The 15,888-nt window shown below is 57.8% G+C and carries 11 protein-coding genes and 2 pseudogenes; 8 read left to right on the forward strand and 5 right to left on the reverse strand.

What is annotated here, in order from left to right:
* From ACYZTZ_RS13890 to ACYZTZ_RS13900, 3 genes are all read right to left on the reverse strand, one after another.
* A complete protein-coding gene (locus ACYZTZ_RS13890) occupies positions 1–2,169 on the reverse strand; it encodes a xanthine dehydrogenase family protein molybdopterin-binding subunit (protein ID WP_461998610.1) in 2,169 nt (722 codons plus the stop codon).
* 25 nt (positions 2,170–2,194) lie between these two features.
* Positions 2,195–2,650 (reverse strand): (2Fe-2S)-binding protein, encoded by a 456-nt coding sequence (locus ACYZTZ_RS13895; RefSeq protein ID WP_046052829.1) that lies wholly within the window; start codon positions 2,648–2,650, stop codon positions 2,195–2,197.
* A gap of 174 nt (positions 2,651–2,824) precedes the next feature.
* Positions 2,825–3,670, reverse strand: a complete 846-nt coding sequence (locus ACYZTZ_RS13900; RefSeq protein WP_461998611.1) for an oxidoreductase — start codon at positions 3,668–3,670, stop codon at positions 2,825–2,827.
* A 114-nt stretch (positions 3,671–3,784) separates the two neighbouring features.
* Between ACYZTZ_RS13900 and ACYZTZ_RS13905 the strand changes: the two genes are divergently transcribed.
* A complete protein-coding gene (locus tag ACYZTZ_RS13905; RefSeq protein WP_461998612.1) occupies positions 3,785–4,705 on the forward strand; it encodes a LysR family transcriptional regulator in 921 nt (306 codons plus the stop codon).
* 71 nt (positions 4,706–4,776) lie between these two features.
* Here ACYZTZ_RS13905 and ACYZTZ_RS13910 read toward each other — a convergent pair whose 3' ends face one another.
* The gene (locus tag ACYZTZ_RS13910) at positions 4,777–6,135 is read right to left on the reverse strand and encodes an XAC2610-related protein (RefSeq protein WP_461998613.1); all 1,359 of its coding nucleotides are present in this window, start codon (positions 6,133–6,135) and stop codon (positions 4,777–4,779) included.
* Positions 6,136–6,315: 180 nt separating this feature from the next.
* On the opposite strand from ACYZTZ_RS13910, the gene ACYZTZ_RS13915 reads away from it, so the two are divergent.
* From ACYZTZ_RS13915 to ACYZTZ_RS13925, 3 genes are all read left to right on the forward strand, one after another.
* A complete protein-coding gene (locus tag ACYZTZ_RS13915; RefSeq protein ID WP_461998614.1) occupies positions 6,316–6,819 on the forward strand; it encodes a VOC family protein in 504 nt (167 codons plus the stop codon).
* Between the two features lie 34 nt (positions 6,820–6,853).
* Positions 6,854–7,687 carry an AraC family ligand binding domain-containing protein gene (locus ACYZTZ_RS13920; RefSeq protein WP_461998615.1) on the forward strand — a complete coding sequence of 278 codons (834 nt, stop codon included), beginning with the start codon at positions 6,854–6,856 and terminating at the stop codon, positions 7,685–7,687.
* Between the two features lie 310 nt (positions 7,688–7,997).
* The gene (locus ACYZTZ_RS13925; protein WP_461998616.1) at positions 7,998–11,678 is read left to right on the forward strand and encodes a hypothetical protein; all 3,681 of its coding nucleotides are present in this window, start codon (positions 7,998–8,000) and stop codon (positions 11,676–11,678) included.
* Positions 11,679–11,688: 10 nt separating this feature from the next.
* On the opposite strand, the gene ACYZTZ_RS13930 is transcribed toward ACYZTZ_RS13925, so the two are convergent.
* Complete coding sequence (locus tag ACYZTZ_RS13930; protein ID WP_461998618.1) at positions 11,689–12,276, reverse strand: LysE family translocator; 588 nt, start codon at positions 12,274–12,276, stop codon at positions 11,689–11,691.
* A 170-nt stretch (positions 12,277–12,446) separates the two neighbouring features.
* On the opposite strand from ACYZTZ_RS13930, the pseudogene ACYZTZ_RS13935 reads away from it, so the two are divergent.
* The 4 genes and pseudogenes from ACYZTZ_RS13935 to ACYZTZ_RS13950 all read left to right on the forward strand — a co-directional run.
* Positions 12,447–12,827, forward strand: a pseudogene (locus ACYZTZ_RS13935) (LysE family translocator); the annotation flags it as partial.
* Between the two features lie 535 nt (positions 12,828–13,362).
* Positions 13,363–14,745 (forward strand): DUF1254 domain-containing protein, encoded by a 1,383-nt coding sequence (locus ACYZTZ_RS13940; RefSeq protein WP_461998619.1) that lies wholly within the window; start codon positions 13,363–13,365, stop codon positions 14,743–14,745.
* Positions 14,746–15,080: 335 nt separating this feature from the next.
* On the forward strand, positions 15,081–15,560 hold the full coding sequence (locus tag ACYZTZ_RS13945; RefSeq protein WP_461998620.1) for a hypothetical protein: 480 nt from the start codon (positions 15,081–15,083) through the stop codon (positions 15,558–15,560).
* Between the two features lie 85 nt (positions 15,561–15,645).
* Positions 15,646–15,834 (forward strand): annotated as a pseudogene (locus ACYZTZ_RS13950) (LysE family translocator); the annotation flags it as partial.
* Positions 15,835–15,888 lie beyond the last annotated feature (54 nt).

Genomic DNA, 15,888 nt, shown 5'->3' on the forward strand with positions numbered 1-15,888 from the left:
TCACACCCCCGACAGTTGCAGCGGCAGTTCCCGCAAGCGCTGGCCAGTCAGGGCGAACACCGCGTTGGCCACTGCCGGCGCCGTGGGCGGCACACCGGCCTCGCCGATGCCGCCGGGTTTGTCGCTGCTGGGCACGATATGCACTTCCACCACCGGCATTTCGTTGAGCCGCAGCACTTGATAGTCGTGGTAATTGGACTGCACCACTTGGCCGTTCTTGAAGGTCAGTTTGCTGTGCAAGGTAAACCCGAGGCCGAAGGTGATGGCCGATTCCATTTGCGCCGCGATGCTCATCGGGTTGACCGCAATGCCGCAATCCACCGCACACACCACCCGATGCACGCGGATCGCCAGGTTGTCCTGGGACACCTCGGCCACTTGGGCAACATAACTGCCGAAAGACTCATGCACCGCAACACCCAACGCATGGCCGTCCGGCAGTGGCGCCTTCCAGTTGGCTTTCTCGACGGCCAGGTTCAGCACGCCAAGATGCCGAGGATGGTCCTTGAGCAAGGTTCGTCGGTACTCGACCGGATCCTTGCCGGCCGCCTCGGCCAGTTCGTCGATCAGCGACTCCATCACGAACGCGGTGTGGGTGTGCCCGACCGAACGCAGCCAGAGCACGCGGATGCCGGTTTGCGGCGAATGCAGATCCACCTGGTGATTCACCAACCCCTCAAGGTACGGACTGTCGGCAACCCCTTCGACCGAGGTCTTGTCGATGCCATTCTTGACCATGGTCGCCTCGAATGACGTGCCCGCCATGATCGACTGCCCGACCATCACATGCTTCCAGGCGATCGGCAGGCCGCCGGCATCGAGGCCAATGCGGGCCTGATGGAGGAACGCGGAGCGGTAGTAACCACCGCGAATGTCATCCTCCCGGGACCAGACGGTTTTTACCGGCGCGCCCGCTGCCTTGGCGACTTCCACGGCTTCAGCAACAAAGTCCGAGGTCGGATTGGCGCGGCGGCCGAAACCACCGCCGAGAAACTCGGTATGAATCTCCACCTGCTCGGGTTTGAGCCCGGTGATTTTCCCGGCGACCATTTGATCCAGCGTCTGAAACTGGGTGCCGGTCCAGATTTCGCATTTGTCTTGGGTGATTTTCACTGTGCAGTTGAGCGGCTCCATCGGCGCGTGGGCCAGGTACGGCACACTGTACTCGACATCGATGGTCTTCGCCGCTTTACCCAGACCCGCCGCGACATCACCGGCCTGACTGGCCGACGCGCCAGGGGTGGCGGCGAGTTTGCGGAAGCTTTCCAGCAGATTCTGACTGTCGAGCCCGGTGTTCGGCCCCAGGTCCCAATCGATCTTCAACGCATCGCGCCCCAGCTTCGCCGCCCAGTAATGGTCGGCAATCACCGCCACCCCGGTGGGCACCTGCACCACTTTGTGCACGCCCGGGATCGCCAGCGCTTCGGCGCCTTCGAAGGATTTGACGCTGCCACCGAACACCGGTGAACGCGCAACCATGGCGGTCATCAGGCCGTCGAACTGCACATCCATGCCGAACTTGGCGCGGCCGGTGATTTTCTCCGGCGTGTCCAGGCGCTTGGTCGGTTTGCCGATGATTTTCCAGTCCTTGGACTCCTTGAGCTTGATCGACGCCGGATCCGGCACCGGCAGCTTGCCGGCGTCATCGGCCAGTTCGCCGTAGGTGGCGCGTTGGTCACCGGCAATCACTACACCCGATTCGGTGCGAATCCCGGACGGAGCGACGTTGAAGCGTTTGGCCGCCGCGTCGATCAACATCAAACGCGCCGCTGCACCGGCCTGACGGTAGCGGTCGAACTCCATCCAGGTCGACGTCGAACCACCGGTAATTTGCATCCCGCCAAACCCGGCCAGGCCATACTCGGCGGCTGAAGCCGGTGCATGTTCGACACGGATCTTCGACCAGTCGGCGTCCAGTTCTTCGGCGATCAACATGGTCAGGCCGGTCCAGATGCCCTGACCCATTTCCGAATGGCCGAGCAGCATGGTGACGCTGTTGTCATTGCCGATCCGTAAAAACGCATTGGGCGCAAAAACATTGCCTTGATTCTCGGCGCCCATGGCAAAGCGATGACCACCGGGGATGACAAACGCCACCACCAGACCACCGCCCAGCACCGCGCTGCCCTTGAGGAAACCGCGGCGTGACAGAGGGTTGAGGCTGTTCATTGTTCAGACTCCCGTCAACGTGGCATCAACCGATCTCGGCGGCGCGTTTGACCGCTGCGCGGATCCTTGGGTAGGTGCCGCAGCGGCAGATGTTGCCGGAAAGCGCCTGATCGATGTCGCTGTCGGTGGGCTTGGGAATTTTCGCCAGCAACGCGGCGGCCGACATGATCTGCCCGGACTGGCAGTAACCGCACTGGACCACATCGAGTTCGGCCCAAGCCTGTTGCACCGGGTGCGAACCGTCGGTAGACAGACCTTCGATGGTGAGGATTTTTTGCCCGTTGGCCACCGCTGTGGCCGGCGTGATGCAGGAACGCAGTGGCGCACCATCGACGTGTACGGTGCAAGCCCCGCACTGGGCGATGCCGCAACCGAATTTGGTGCCGGTCAGGTGCGCGACATCGCGCAGGACCCACAGGAGCGGCATGTCCGCGGGGACATCCAGCGCCTGGTCCTTGCCATTGATGTTGAGGGTCAGCATTGCGAATGTCCTCAGACTCACGGTGTTCTGAAGGGGCGTCGCTGTGGCGATTCGGAACCTACGCGCGCCTCGGGTTATCCCTACAGCTAAGCGCAAATTACCGGGCGAGACCGGTTCATCGACCACCGGTCACACGATAAAGGCGAACAGGATCGCTCTGTAGCAGTTGGGGGCTTAGAAGTCGGTGGACACCGACAGCTCACGCCATGCGTTCAGCTCGCCGGTGACGAAGGCGTTCTTGGCCTCGATGTAAGTCACCGCGTCCGTGCCCAGCGGCAGGCGCAGCGGTGGTTGTTCGGCCTCGACCAGGATGATCATCGCCTGAGCGAGTTTTTCCGGGTCGCCTGGCTGTTGCTGATTGACGGCTTTCGCCACTTTGCGCATTTCACCGGAGGTCGACGCGTAGTCGGCAATTGTTTCAGGGGACTCGACCAGAGAGTTGCTGTCGAGGAAGTCGGTACGGAAGTAACCCGGCTCTACCACGGTGACATTGACGCCCAGCGGCGCCAGCTCGCCGTGCAAGGCTTCGCTCAATGCTTCGACGGCAAACTTGGTCGAGCAGTACACGCCGTAACCCGGTGCCGACTGATAACCGCCCACCGAAGAGATGTTGATCACATGACCACGGCGAGCGGCGCGCATGTGCGGCAGGACGGCGCGAGTGACATTCAGCAAGCCGAAGACGTTGGTTTCGTACACGCGCCTCACTTCATCGGCGCTGGCTTCTTCCACCGCGCCAAGCAAGCCGAAACCGGCGTTGTTGACCAGCACGTCGATGCGCCCGAAGTGCTCGATGGCCGACTTGGCGACCGCGACGCCCTGGGCTTCGTTGGTCACATCAAGGGTGGCGGCCAGCAAACCTGGCTGCTCGCCAAAACGCTGGGTGATGCTGCTGGCGTCACGGGCGGTGGCGACCACGGCGTCACCATTGGCCAGCGCGGCGGCAGCGATCTTGGCACCGATACCGCGAGAAGCACCGGTGATGAGCCAGACACGTTTGAAGTATTGGGAAGTGGTCATGATCGCGAATCCTTGTAGGCCGTTGGGGTAAGCACAAGGTACGCAGGAACATTGGTCGGAAAAATGCCCTCGTGTTACAAGCACTATGAAACGCTCTTTCATAATGGCGCCGATATGAATCACGACCCGTTTGATGGTTTGACCGAGTTTCTCGCCGTCGCCGAGCACAAAAGTTTCACCCTGGCCGCGACTCGGCTAGCCGTTACGCCCACCGCCGTCAGTCATGCGATCAAACTGCTGGAACGGCGCACCGGCGTGCTGCTGTTTCAGCGCACCACGCGCCGAGTGGCGCTGACCGAAGCCGGCGCCAGTCTGTTTGCCCGCTTGCGTCCGGCGGCCAGTGAAATCGATGAAGCACTGGCGGTGCTCAGCGGTTTCCGTGATCAGCCCATGGGCACGTTGCGACTCACCGTACCGCGATTGTCCGGCACCCTGTTGATGGAGCCGCTGATTCCGCTGTTCCGCGAGGCCTACCCGCAAGTGACCCTCGATATATCCCTGGACGACGCCACGGTCGACCTGATGGCCGGCGGCTTCGATGCCGGGATTCGCCTGGGAGAGTCGATTGAAAAAGACATGATCGCGGTGCGCCTGACACCTGACCTGCAATGGTCGGTGGTGGGCTCTCCGGCGTACTTCGCCAAGGCTGGCAAACCGGCCATCCCGGAAGACCTGACCCGACATCAATGCATCGGCTTTCGCTTCTCGACTTCCGGCAGCGCGCATCGTTGGGAGTTTCGCCGCGAGGGTCGGGACTTTACCGTGGGCGTCGAGGGCGGCGTGATCGTCAATGACCGCCGGTTGTTGGTGGCGGCCGCTCGCAGCGGTTCGGGCCTGGCCTATGCCTGTGATCTGGAGATTGCCGACGAGTTGGCGGATGGACGCCTGGAGCGGGTGCTGCAACCCTTCGTGCCACTCAGCTCGGCGTTGTACCTGTACTTCCCCAGCCGCACCCAGACACAGCCAAAACTGCGGGCCTTTATTGATTTGGCCACCCGGTGGATCGCTGAAAAAGGAGGCCTGGGGCGCAGCTGAACCGTCGCCTTCACAGTATGACTACATTCAAAAACCGTCATATCGACCCTAAAAAAGTCATTACGACTACATCAAGGTTGTTTCACGTAAGCCGCGCTGTACTTCTGATACTCACCAAAACCGGTCACTTCTGCGGCGCCATTGAGCAACTGCAGGCGAAACAGCGGATCGCCCTCGGGGTCCAGTGCAATGACAAGGTTGCCGGCGAGCAGCGGATACTGATGATGCACTTCGACGGGCGGCTCCTTGAGCTGAAAGACGCTCAGGTTGATGTCCGCCATCTCGGGGCCGTTGTCGATTCCTGGCAAGACTTTGAAGGTCAACTCGCCGACACGCTGATCCTGGACATTGCTCACGAGGTAGCGCCCTTCTCGCTGACTGTCAGCAACCCGCTCAAGCTTTTGCGCGGCGACTTTGAACGCGGTCGGCCTCACATTGATGCTTAATTGACGAGAGCCGTTGATCCACGTGCCGGTCTGGCTGCCCTGTTCGTTCGGCGTGCCTTCGACGAACCAGTTGCCGATCATCTGACCGTCGTCGTCCAGTTCACGCAGAACGATTCCACCCTCTTCGTAGGTATTGCCCACCAGCCGGATCGGTTGACCGCTGCCGGTCTTGCTGTAGCGAACTTCCCCAACGTAGACATCACCCTGACGTTGCCACCACAGCTCAACGGGGATCTTGTCATCGAGGGTGCCGCGCAACATGACCGGCGCTTCACCGACGGGACCCTCGAGGCGACGACGCTCCGTCCACTGGCCGGATTTCAGTTCACGATCGGTAACATCCACATAGCCATAAGGCATGAACGGGTTGGTTTCCGACGGTTTTTGCACCACCTCTGTTTTCTCGGCCACCTTCACAGGGCGGTTGTCCTGAATTTGCCAAGTCGCGCTCTGGCGCCAGCAGCAACCGCTTTTGGACTGGGTATGCAGGCGCTTGGTGACGGGGTCGATGTCGAACATGCCCAGATTTGCGTCACGGGTCAGTGCGGAAAAGGACGGGCTCAACACGAGCATCGGGCTCTCGGGATCGAACAGATAGATGTCGTAGGAAGGACCGCCATAGCCCGCATCATTGCCATTGCGTACGGCAAGATCTTGTTGCCCGTCGAAATTGAAATCGCCGAACAACAGCAGACTTTGATCGGCATACGCCAGGTTGCGGTCGAACTCCGAAGCTTTGCGGCCTGGCTTGAACAGGGCGAACGCTTCGGCTGACTCGATGCGTTGCAGCACCTGACCGCCAGCCCTTTCGCGCAACGTGATCAGCGCAGGAGCGCCGTCGAAAGTCTGGGTGGGCGGCTGTGCAAACAGCACGTCAATGACGTATTTCTTCGCGGGGTCCGTGAGGTGATACGTCAACGGCCCGGCGCTTACAGCAGCGGCAGCCAGCAGACAGGAAACAGCCAATAAACGAGGGGCGACCATGATGCAGAGCGTCCTTGCGGCAAACCAGGTCGGCAAGTCTAGCGGCTATCGGGTCATGCCGACATTGTTGATTCCATCGAAAGGAAACTCTTTCAACTTGTCGATCTACGGTACGGCCAGACGACCCGAGGCTGACTACGTTCAAAGTCCAGCCTGAGTCATTCGTAGAGGAGCTACACCATGCACCGCGTTCAAAAACTCACGCCCTGCCTGTGGTTCGACAATCAGGCCGAGGAGGCCGCGAAGTTCTACTGTGCGATCTTCGATCATTCGAAAATCAGCGCCACCACCCACTACGGCAAGGCCGGTCAGGAGATCCACGGCAGGTCCGAAGGCTCGGTGATGACGGTCAGTTTCGAACTGGACGGGCAGAGTTTTACCGGCCTCAACGGCGGACCCATTTTCAAGTTCAATGAAGCGGTTTCATTTCAGGTCAATTGCCACACTCAGGAAGAAGTCGACCACTTCTGGGGGCGCCTGTCCGCGGGCGGGCCCGTTGAGGCCCAGCAATGCGGCTGGCTCAAGGACAAATTCGGCGTGTCCTGGCAGATCGTACCGGTGGCCCTGATGGACATGATGAAAGACCCCGACACGGCAAAATCCCAACGCGCAATGACGGCGATGTTGCAGATGAAAAAACTCGACATCGCAGCGCTGCAACGAGCCTTTGCCGGCGAGAGCTAATACACTGCGACGCTGACCTGCCAGGACGCTGACCATGAAGCCCGCCGTTGCCAAAAACGCTGACAAAGCCCCGCGCTTCTGGCGCGACGACGCCCTGCCCTTCATCGAAGCCCGCTCCATCGCCGACGGCCGCGAGGTCTGTTACACCCGGCATTCCCACGAGCACTTTTCCATCGGTGCGATCACGGCCGGGCGCAGTACCTACCTCCATGAGCAATCGGAGTTTCAGGTTGGTGCCGGCACCGTGGTGCTGATGAATCCCGGTGAAGTCCACGCCTGCAACCCCATCGATGACCAACCGTGGTCGTACCTGATGCTGTACGTCGAGACACCCTGGCTGACCGATTTGCAGCACCAGCTCGGCTTCAGCCAGGACTTGGCGTTTCGCCGGTTTTCCATCACCCACACTGACGACAGCGACCTGTTTGCCGGCCTGAAGGGTTTGTACGAAGTATTGGTCGATGCGCAGCAAGACGTGTTGTGCAAGCAAAGCGCGGCCGTGGAGTTTTTCACCGACGTACAGCAGCGGCTCAATCCGATCGATCAACCGCTGCGCGAGCCCAATTTCAAACTGGAACGGGCGGCCGATTACATCCGCGACAACTGCACGCACCTGCTCAAGCTCGAAGACATTTGCGAGGCGGCTCAGCTATCGCCGTCCTACCTGATTCGTGCGTTCAAGCAGCATTACGGCATGACGCCCCACGCTTTTCTGGTCAATCGGCGTATCCAGTTCGCCCGCGATCAGTTGCGCAGCGGCAAGCTGATCGCCGATGTGGCACTCGAAGCCGGGTTTGCCGATCAGGCGCATTTTCAGCGAGCGTTCAAACAACATCTGGCGGCGACACCGGGGCAGTATCGCGGTTAAAAGCAATAACCTGCGTTGGTTTTTGAATAAATTTGTCGACCCACGCAGCCTTATACAATCAGCAACACACACTCTTAGTTAACTTCCCCCCCTAACAACAGCAGCACATCAGCGTTATCTCGCATTACACGGCAGCACTTCAATATAAAAAATTACATGCCGACATACAGCGCAAATGACACAACTCTATATATACCTCTAACCTGCAAACCCGAATACGGCTTGAGGCAACGACTGCTGGAACACACTGACCTCTGACCAACAAACATTAAAGTCCACAGTAACAATGCCCGAAGAAGGAACTTCAGCAATGCACAACTTTGACAACAGTGCAGTTATGTCCAGTAATGAACGTCAAAAGCAGGCGATCACCAAAGCACTGGAAGACTTTTTCCGTAACGATTATGTTCAAATGACCCTTCAAGGGTCCTGGGATCTCCTGGCCACCAAGAGCGTGACAGGTTCAAGCTTTGATCTGGTTCACCGTCCGCTGAGCTTTTGCCTTAGGAGACTGATCCGGCATCCGGATTTTCTGAATATGCAGCGCAAACGCTCCCTACCCGACCACGCAGCTTATCAAGTCGATAAAAGTGGCCGTATCTATCATGTTTGGGAAAACCTGAGTTCCACCGCGCATCCGGACCCTCTGCTCATCAGGACTAGCAACTTCTTCTCGCGCACGGACATCACCGCTCATGTGGCCGGTATTGCGGCACTCGAAGAAGACCTGAAACTGCTGACAAAAATGGCCGCAGTCGCTGGCGGATTCATCAGTTCAAGCGAGTGGATTTCGGTAGGCCAATGGCTCGACTTCCAGGGTTTGCCATTACCCTCCAACGAACAGGACGCCAAAGAGCTGATTGATCTGCTCAACTTCGCGACCCTACCCGAGGGCCCTCGGTTTGGTAACTATTGGCAACTTCTGGATGCCCCCGAAGACTCGCCCTTCAAACTCACCGAGAACAATCGCGCCATTATTCGTCAGGTGACCGAGGGTTTAACCGGCGGCGAGACCACCCTGGTGGCAATTTTTGGCGCTCATCTGCTGTTAGAAAGCGCCTCGGCAGATCGTCTACCCACCAGTCTTGATTATCGCTTACCAAAACTGATCGAAATTGCTGTTTGGGTCTCGGAACAAGGACAAGCGTATATCGATGCCCTGGGCTGGTTCACCGACGAGACCAAGCCAAAACCGTCACAAGAGTTTGTCGAGCAATTGCTGATCGCCGCCATGCTGCTCGACCTCGATCCCGCCGTCGACAGCGCCAATACAATGTTTGCCGATTTCGACCTCTACTCAGCCGATGACTTCATGCGTCATCCGTCCAGTGTGCTCAGGGGTCTGGAAAAGCATCTGGTCGACAGTCTCAAGCTTGATCAAATGTTCGCACCGCTCGTTGCGCAGCTGGTGCTTGGCGGTATGGCGCCGCAATACCTGTTTACTGGCTGGCCGTCCGAAATGCGCCTCGGAACGCCAGCCTGGGTGGTAGGCACTCAAGCCGTACATTTTGCCGAAGCACTTATCCCGGGGGTCTCGCGCAAAATGACCTATCAACACCTGCTCGGCCTGAGCAAGTCTTCCCAGGCAACCCGGCAACTGGCTTCGTTGCATGCCACCCATTCGGTGGATCCGGTGGTCACCTGGGCATTGATGAACAAAATTATTGCCCGGGACGCCGATGGCAACCTGAGCCAGAAAGCGATAACCCTGGCCGCTGAGGAATACGAAAAGTACCTCGACAAAATACTGAACGCCGCCACAGCTCTCGGTAAAGCAATACCCCACCGCAAACCACTCGCGCTCAAAAAGCTGAAGTCCAGGGCACCAGGCTGCGACCCTGACGAACTGTTGGTTAAACACCGCGGCAGCGGTGGCGGCGCCGGGCGTAAGGTATCGGTTCTCGATCTTTATATGGGCGATGAACTTCACAGCCAGGATTGGGATCGCGTCAACGGAACCAGTATCTACCAATCATTCCCCGGCTTGGCCAGGTTATATCCCGCCAGCTACTTGTATGAAGACGCCATCAACAGGCACCACAGCGCTATAACAGAAGCGCTGGCCAGCAACATTGAAGTGACTCTTTCGCAATTGCCCCTCAATGAAGCCGCCTTCATTGAATACGGCGCTGTAGGTATTTATTGCATTGAGAAATACACAACGACCCGCTTTCCAACTTTACCGTCACCGGGGGGTGTAGTCCGCCCCTTGACTGCCGCCCCAGGAGAAACCGGCCGTTATGGTGTGATCCTCTGTGCGCATATGGATTCGCAGGTTCGTTGCTATGAGCTGTTTCCGTTACGACTGGAATGCCGATTCAACCCGAAACTTGAGTCCGTGTTCCGTCCACTCGTGACGCAGGAGGGAAATGGCCACGAGGTAAAATTTGTCGACCGTGAAAAGTTCGATAACGTCGATCTTGACGTACAGGCTTACTTACAAAACCAGGCACCACGCAGTAATGCCCGATCAAGGATATTCATCCGAAAGATCGGAGAGTTCCAGGCATCACTGGACACTCCAGCCCCCACCTCTGCAAACCCGTTCTTCCGCTCGACGCGCAAAGAAGAACTCAGCCGTCGTGTTGCTGAAAAAAACCCTTATTTCACCGTCGAAGAGTTGAAGCAGATTGGTCTCGACCCCACCGAACGGGAACGGGCAATCGAGAAGTTCGATGCCATTTTCAATACCGTTCTCAATATGATCATTCCGTTCAAGGAGTGCGTCGAAGAGATGTCTTCGGGCGTTCCCGAGCGGCAGCGAAACGCTCTGCTGGGGTGCGTCATGGATGCAGCGGCGCTTGTATTTGCTTTTGCCATCGTGCCCGGAAAAGTTGCAGCCATCAGCAGCAAAGCCACGACCGTGGTAACGAAACTGCTTTTTGCATCGCGGATCGGTGCCGGTGCCGTGGTCGGACTATTCAACCCCTTGGACGCCATCCCGCAACTGGTCAAGGGCGGTGCGAAGCTGATTGGCAAAGGCGCATTAAAAGTTGGCCATTACGCCGCCTCCGGTGCCCATATCGCCCGTAACCAGTTGCGGCATCTGACCGGGGCCAATTCCTATGATCTGATCAAGGCCATCAACCACACCGGTGTGGCATCGCAGCTGCGCAGGGACCTGGACACCGTGGCTCACGCACGGGCGTTGTTTAAAAGCGACGGTATCGAAACGGCCGGGGAGGTACTGAAAAACCTGCACGCCAATGACGCGAAGCTGCTCAAGCAAGTGCCTGAACAAGAACTTCAGCACCTGTTGGAAAATGCGTTGGCCGATATCGCGTGCACGTCTGACACCACGCCATCGCTGACGAATATTCTGGGTCCTGACGCAGTCGACTCGCTGATTCGCCAGCAAGCGCAAAAGTTTTCCCTGGATAACCTGCAACAGTTCAAGGATCACACGACACTGCCGGAGCTGTTCAATGACCTTCTGGAGGTGGAGTACAAAAACCTGACGGCCATGAATCAACATCAAAAAACATTGCTCGCTTCGGACCTTGGCAAAGCACCTTACAGCGGCATTCTCGATGATGTGTCCTTTAACCCGAACCGGTTGACCGACAACGCTGATCGAGCCGCTGCCTGGATTCTCAAAGCGTCTAATTCTCGTAACGAGGCAGACACCATCACGTCGCTGCTCCACGAATACAGCGAAAACGGCAAGTCCCTGACCGACCCTGCGGTGTACAAAGAACTGCATCGACGCCTGGTGCCCGAGGCGACAGACGCCTTGCGCAGCCCTACCGCTCAGGCCCGCTACCCTTCCAACGTTTCGGGCGCGGCGATGCTGGAGAAACACTTGGCGACCCTGGACCCGGCCCAAGAATACTTCGGCAAACAGTTGCTCGGCTCATTCCTGGGTTACCACAGCTTTGTCGACGGAAATGGCCGTACCGCACGTGCGATCTATGCAATTACGGAACTACGAGCCAATCGATTCAACGCCCTGCCGGTCCTGGTAGAAAACGCGCTGAGCGGTCTGGCCTGATGCAGGGAATCTAGGACCGGATCAGATATCCCGCACACACCACCAACAGCAATGCCATGCTCCGGTTGAACAACCGCATGCCCCTGGCGTTGCTCAAATACCCGCGCAGAAATGTCCCGGCATAGGCCCAGCAGGCCACCGACAAATAACACACCACCAGATAGATCGCCGCGAACTGCCAGACCAGTCGCGCATCGCCGTCGGCGACAAACGCCCCCATCCCCGCGACACAGGCCAGCCAGGCCTTGGGATTGAGCCACTGCATCAATGCGCCATAGAACATCGAGGGCGCCTTGTCCTCTTTGCCCGCCCCGAGCCGGCCATTATCCGCTGCCAGTTTCCAGGCCATGAACAGCAGAAACGCGACCCCGGCCAACTGCACACCACGCGTCAAAAACGGCCAGACCACCAACAGTTCATGCAGACCCAAGCCCATCAATACCAGCAGCAACACAAACCCCAGCGTTGCACCCAAGACATGGCGCAACGTCGCCCGAAAGCCGTACCGGGCGCCGGAACCCAATGCAACGATATTCACCGGCCCCGGTGTGATCGAAGCGACCAGTGCAAACGCCGCCATGGACATCATCAGACTCATCACAGACCTTCTTCTATTCAGTTGAACGAGGCCTCAAGGTAAAGAGCGAGTTGATGGCTGTATTGAACAAAACACCCCTCAGCTGTACCGCGACCGACGTCCACCACTGTATGGGTCAAGCCACCCCGCGCCTGTGATAAAAATACCGTTCCTGCTTTTGGAGCCCCGCCATGGACCTCGCCACCCTCACCCTGTTTCTGCCGGCCTGCTTCGCCCTGAACATGGCACCCGGGCCGAACAACCTGCTGTCGGTCAGCAACTCGACCCGCTACGGCTATCGCATCGCCTGTGTCGCCGGGATCGGTCGGCTGCTCGCGTTCGCCGGCATGATCGCCCTCGCGTCAGCGGGGCTGGCGGTGGTGCTGCAAACGTCAGAGTTGTTGTTCTACGGGATCAAGATTCTGGGGGCGGCGTATCTGCTCTACCTCGCCTGGCAATTGTGGCGCGCGGATCCCGGGGCGGAAAACGTGGTGGCGGGCGCGCCGGTGGGGACGCTGGCGTTGGCGCGGCAAGAGTTCCTGGTGGCGGCCGGTAATCCTAACGATTGCCTATATAAAGTATTTTGAATGACCGCCACAGCCAAAAGCAGCCAGTCTGAAGCGCCTAGAAAAGGTTATTGGCCCTTTGCACTCTATACGAACCATACCGTCATACCCTTCCAACTCTTTACGGGGCTCCGAAAGGTTTCGCTGGGGAGCCCTGGGCGTCCGAAGGGGGCGGCGGTGTGACACACATCAATGTCTAGCCATGCTGGCTGGCACGAAAATTCGCTACCGGCCAGAAGTCAGAGGACAAGTTGATGTCATGTAAGCAGCGTTGTTTGATTTGCTGCTTATACTGACCGAGCAGTCTGAGCTTGCCATCCGTCGTGTTTCTCCTCGATCAGTCTCGCGCTCGCGCCGACCAATTTAGGCAAAAACAAAGACTTACAGCAAGACAAGGAGCGTTATGAGATATCAAGTCGTGAGCAAACACGACATTGAATATCGCCTGATTAGTAGTTAGTTGACCGACTTACTCATCTAATTCGAAAAATGGAGTTTCAGGTTCATGATAACCACACTACCGAGAACATTTGGCTGTGCGATGGTATTGCTCGCGTCCTTTGGATTTACGCTCGCCCAAGCAGCAGACATCACGCCCGCCGAAACGAAAGCCATCGCCGAGGAAGGCTACATCTACGGTCTGCCCATCGTGATGAACTACGCGATCATGTACGACTACGCGGTGGACAAGAACTCCAGCCAGTTCAAGGCGCCGTTCAACCAGATCCATAGCCTGCATCACGTCGCTACCTACCAGGACACGGCCATCATCTCGCCGAACAGCGACACGCCCTATTCCCTTATGTTCATGGACGTGCGTAGCGAGCCAGTCGTGCTCTCGGTGCCAGTGGTAGAGAAACCGCGCTACTACTCGGTGCAGCTCATCGACGGCAATACTTACAACTTCGGTTACATCGGCAACCGTACCACCGGCAATGAAGCCGGCGATTACATGGTGGTCGGCCCCGAATGGAAAGGCGCGACTCCTCCGGGCATCAAGAAGGTGTTTCATTCCCGCACGCAACTGCCCTTCGCGATTTATCGAACCCAGCTGTTCAACCCAACTGATATATCGAACGTCGAAAAGATCCAATCCGGCTACAAGGCACAACCGCTTTCCGCCTATCTCAAGCAACCCGCACCACCTGCCGCGCCGCCGATTGATTTCCCGAAGATCGACAAAGACCTGGTGAAGACCGACTTCTTCAAGTACCTGGACTTTGCCTTGCAGTTCGATCCCGTCGCACCGGTTGAAGTGGCGATCCGCGAGAAACTTGCCCAAATCGGCGTAGGGAAGGATTTTAACTTCCAGGCCCTATCGGCCGAGCAGAAGGCCGCCATCGTTCAGGGCATGCAGGCCGGGCATGCAAAGGTCGAGGATGGGATCAAGAATCTCGGCACGAAGATCAACGGCTGGAACATTGCCGGTGCCGGCGGCAACAGTGCCTTTTATAACGGCGACTGGCTGAAGCGCGCTGCCGTCGCGCAAGCGGGCATCTACGCCAACGATGCCGATGAGGCCACGTATCCGATAACCAGTACCTTACCCAATGGCGAGCGACTCGACGGCAGCAAGCACAACTACACGATCACCTTTCCTGCCGGGCAACTCCCGCCAGTCAATGCCTTCTGGTCGGTGACGATGTACGACGGCAAGTCGCAACTGCTGATCAAGAATCCGATCAATCGCTACCTCATCAACGCGCCGATGCTACCCGACATGAAGAAGAACCCCGACGGCTCGCTGACGCTGTACATCCAGAAGGATTCACCCGGTGCAGACAAGGAAAGCAACTGGCTGCCTGCACCGAATGATCTGATCTACATGGTGATGCGCCTGTATTGGCCGAAGACGGAAACACCTTCCATCCTGCCTCCTGGCAAAGGGACGTGGAATCCACCGCAGATCGTCAAAGTTACATGAGCCGCTAACAACCGTATCCAGCGGACGGCCCTGGTGAGCCGCCGCTGGCCGGGGCATCAGATTGTTACAGCCGATCAAAGAATGGCCAATAACCGCGCTAGTAATGAGTAATAGCTAAGCTTTAAATCGCGTCAACTTCGCCCAAGGTTTCTTAAGTCCGCGACCGTCTGCTATGGGTTGTGGATTCAACCGGTCGATGCAACACAACTAAATTCCGCAGACAGGCTGGTATCGACGACCAAGAGCAGCCGGCCGGCGAACTCGTAAATCTCATCTAATCTAGGCAGACCAACTCCCCCGGCAAAAAATTGAACACAGGACAGAGAGGGATTTTTATGACCGTTGTAAAAGGTAACGACCTTCGCGAGTTGTCTGCAGATGATGTTTACTCAGAGCCACAAGTACTCAATGGGTTAGGCTTCGAGCTTCATCCTCAATCGGTTAAAATTTTCAAACCAACCGGGGCTCCCGTTTACTTCTACGACGTGTTCACGGACGGCCCGGACCGGGTCGGAATCGCAAGCTTGGTACTCGAAATGGACGCCCTCCAGGTTGCTGACGTAGGACACGCCTGCGCCAACTTATCCGAGAGCCAGACAGACCCCGACCTTCTTTCACGTATTGCCGACCGATTGATATCCCATGGACTTGAAAGTGGCCTCCGAACGGTGCGTGTCGTTGTCCCCGCCGGTGATGAAAAATCGATTCAAGCGTGTCTAGCACAGGGCAATATTTGCGCTCAGGAATGCCTGGAAAGCGATGGAAAACAGTTCGTCTGGTTCGATTATTCGAATTCGAGTCAGCAAGACGAATAGTCTAGTACTCAATCATTTGCGCCCACAGAGCGAAAAAACCAGCACAAGGCCGAATGTATAAGCGCGGCCGCGCCCGGGGCGCGGGCCGACATTCGCCGTGTTGGGCGCGTTGTTCCTGGTGCTGGAGTGGATCGCCATCGGTGCCTACGCCTACATGGGCCTGCACATGCGCCGCTGGTTCGCCGAACCCCGGGGCAAGCGGATATTCAATCGTTGCTGCGCAGGATTGTTATCGGCAGCGGCTTCGGTGTTGCTGATGGCGCGCCGGGCCTGAAGTTATGGATTGACGGGATGCAACGCAGGTTCAAACTGCGTGTCATCCCGTCTC

This window comes from Pseudomonas sp. LB3P58 (genome assembly GCF_054897895.1).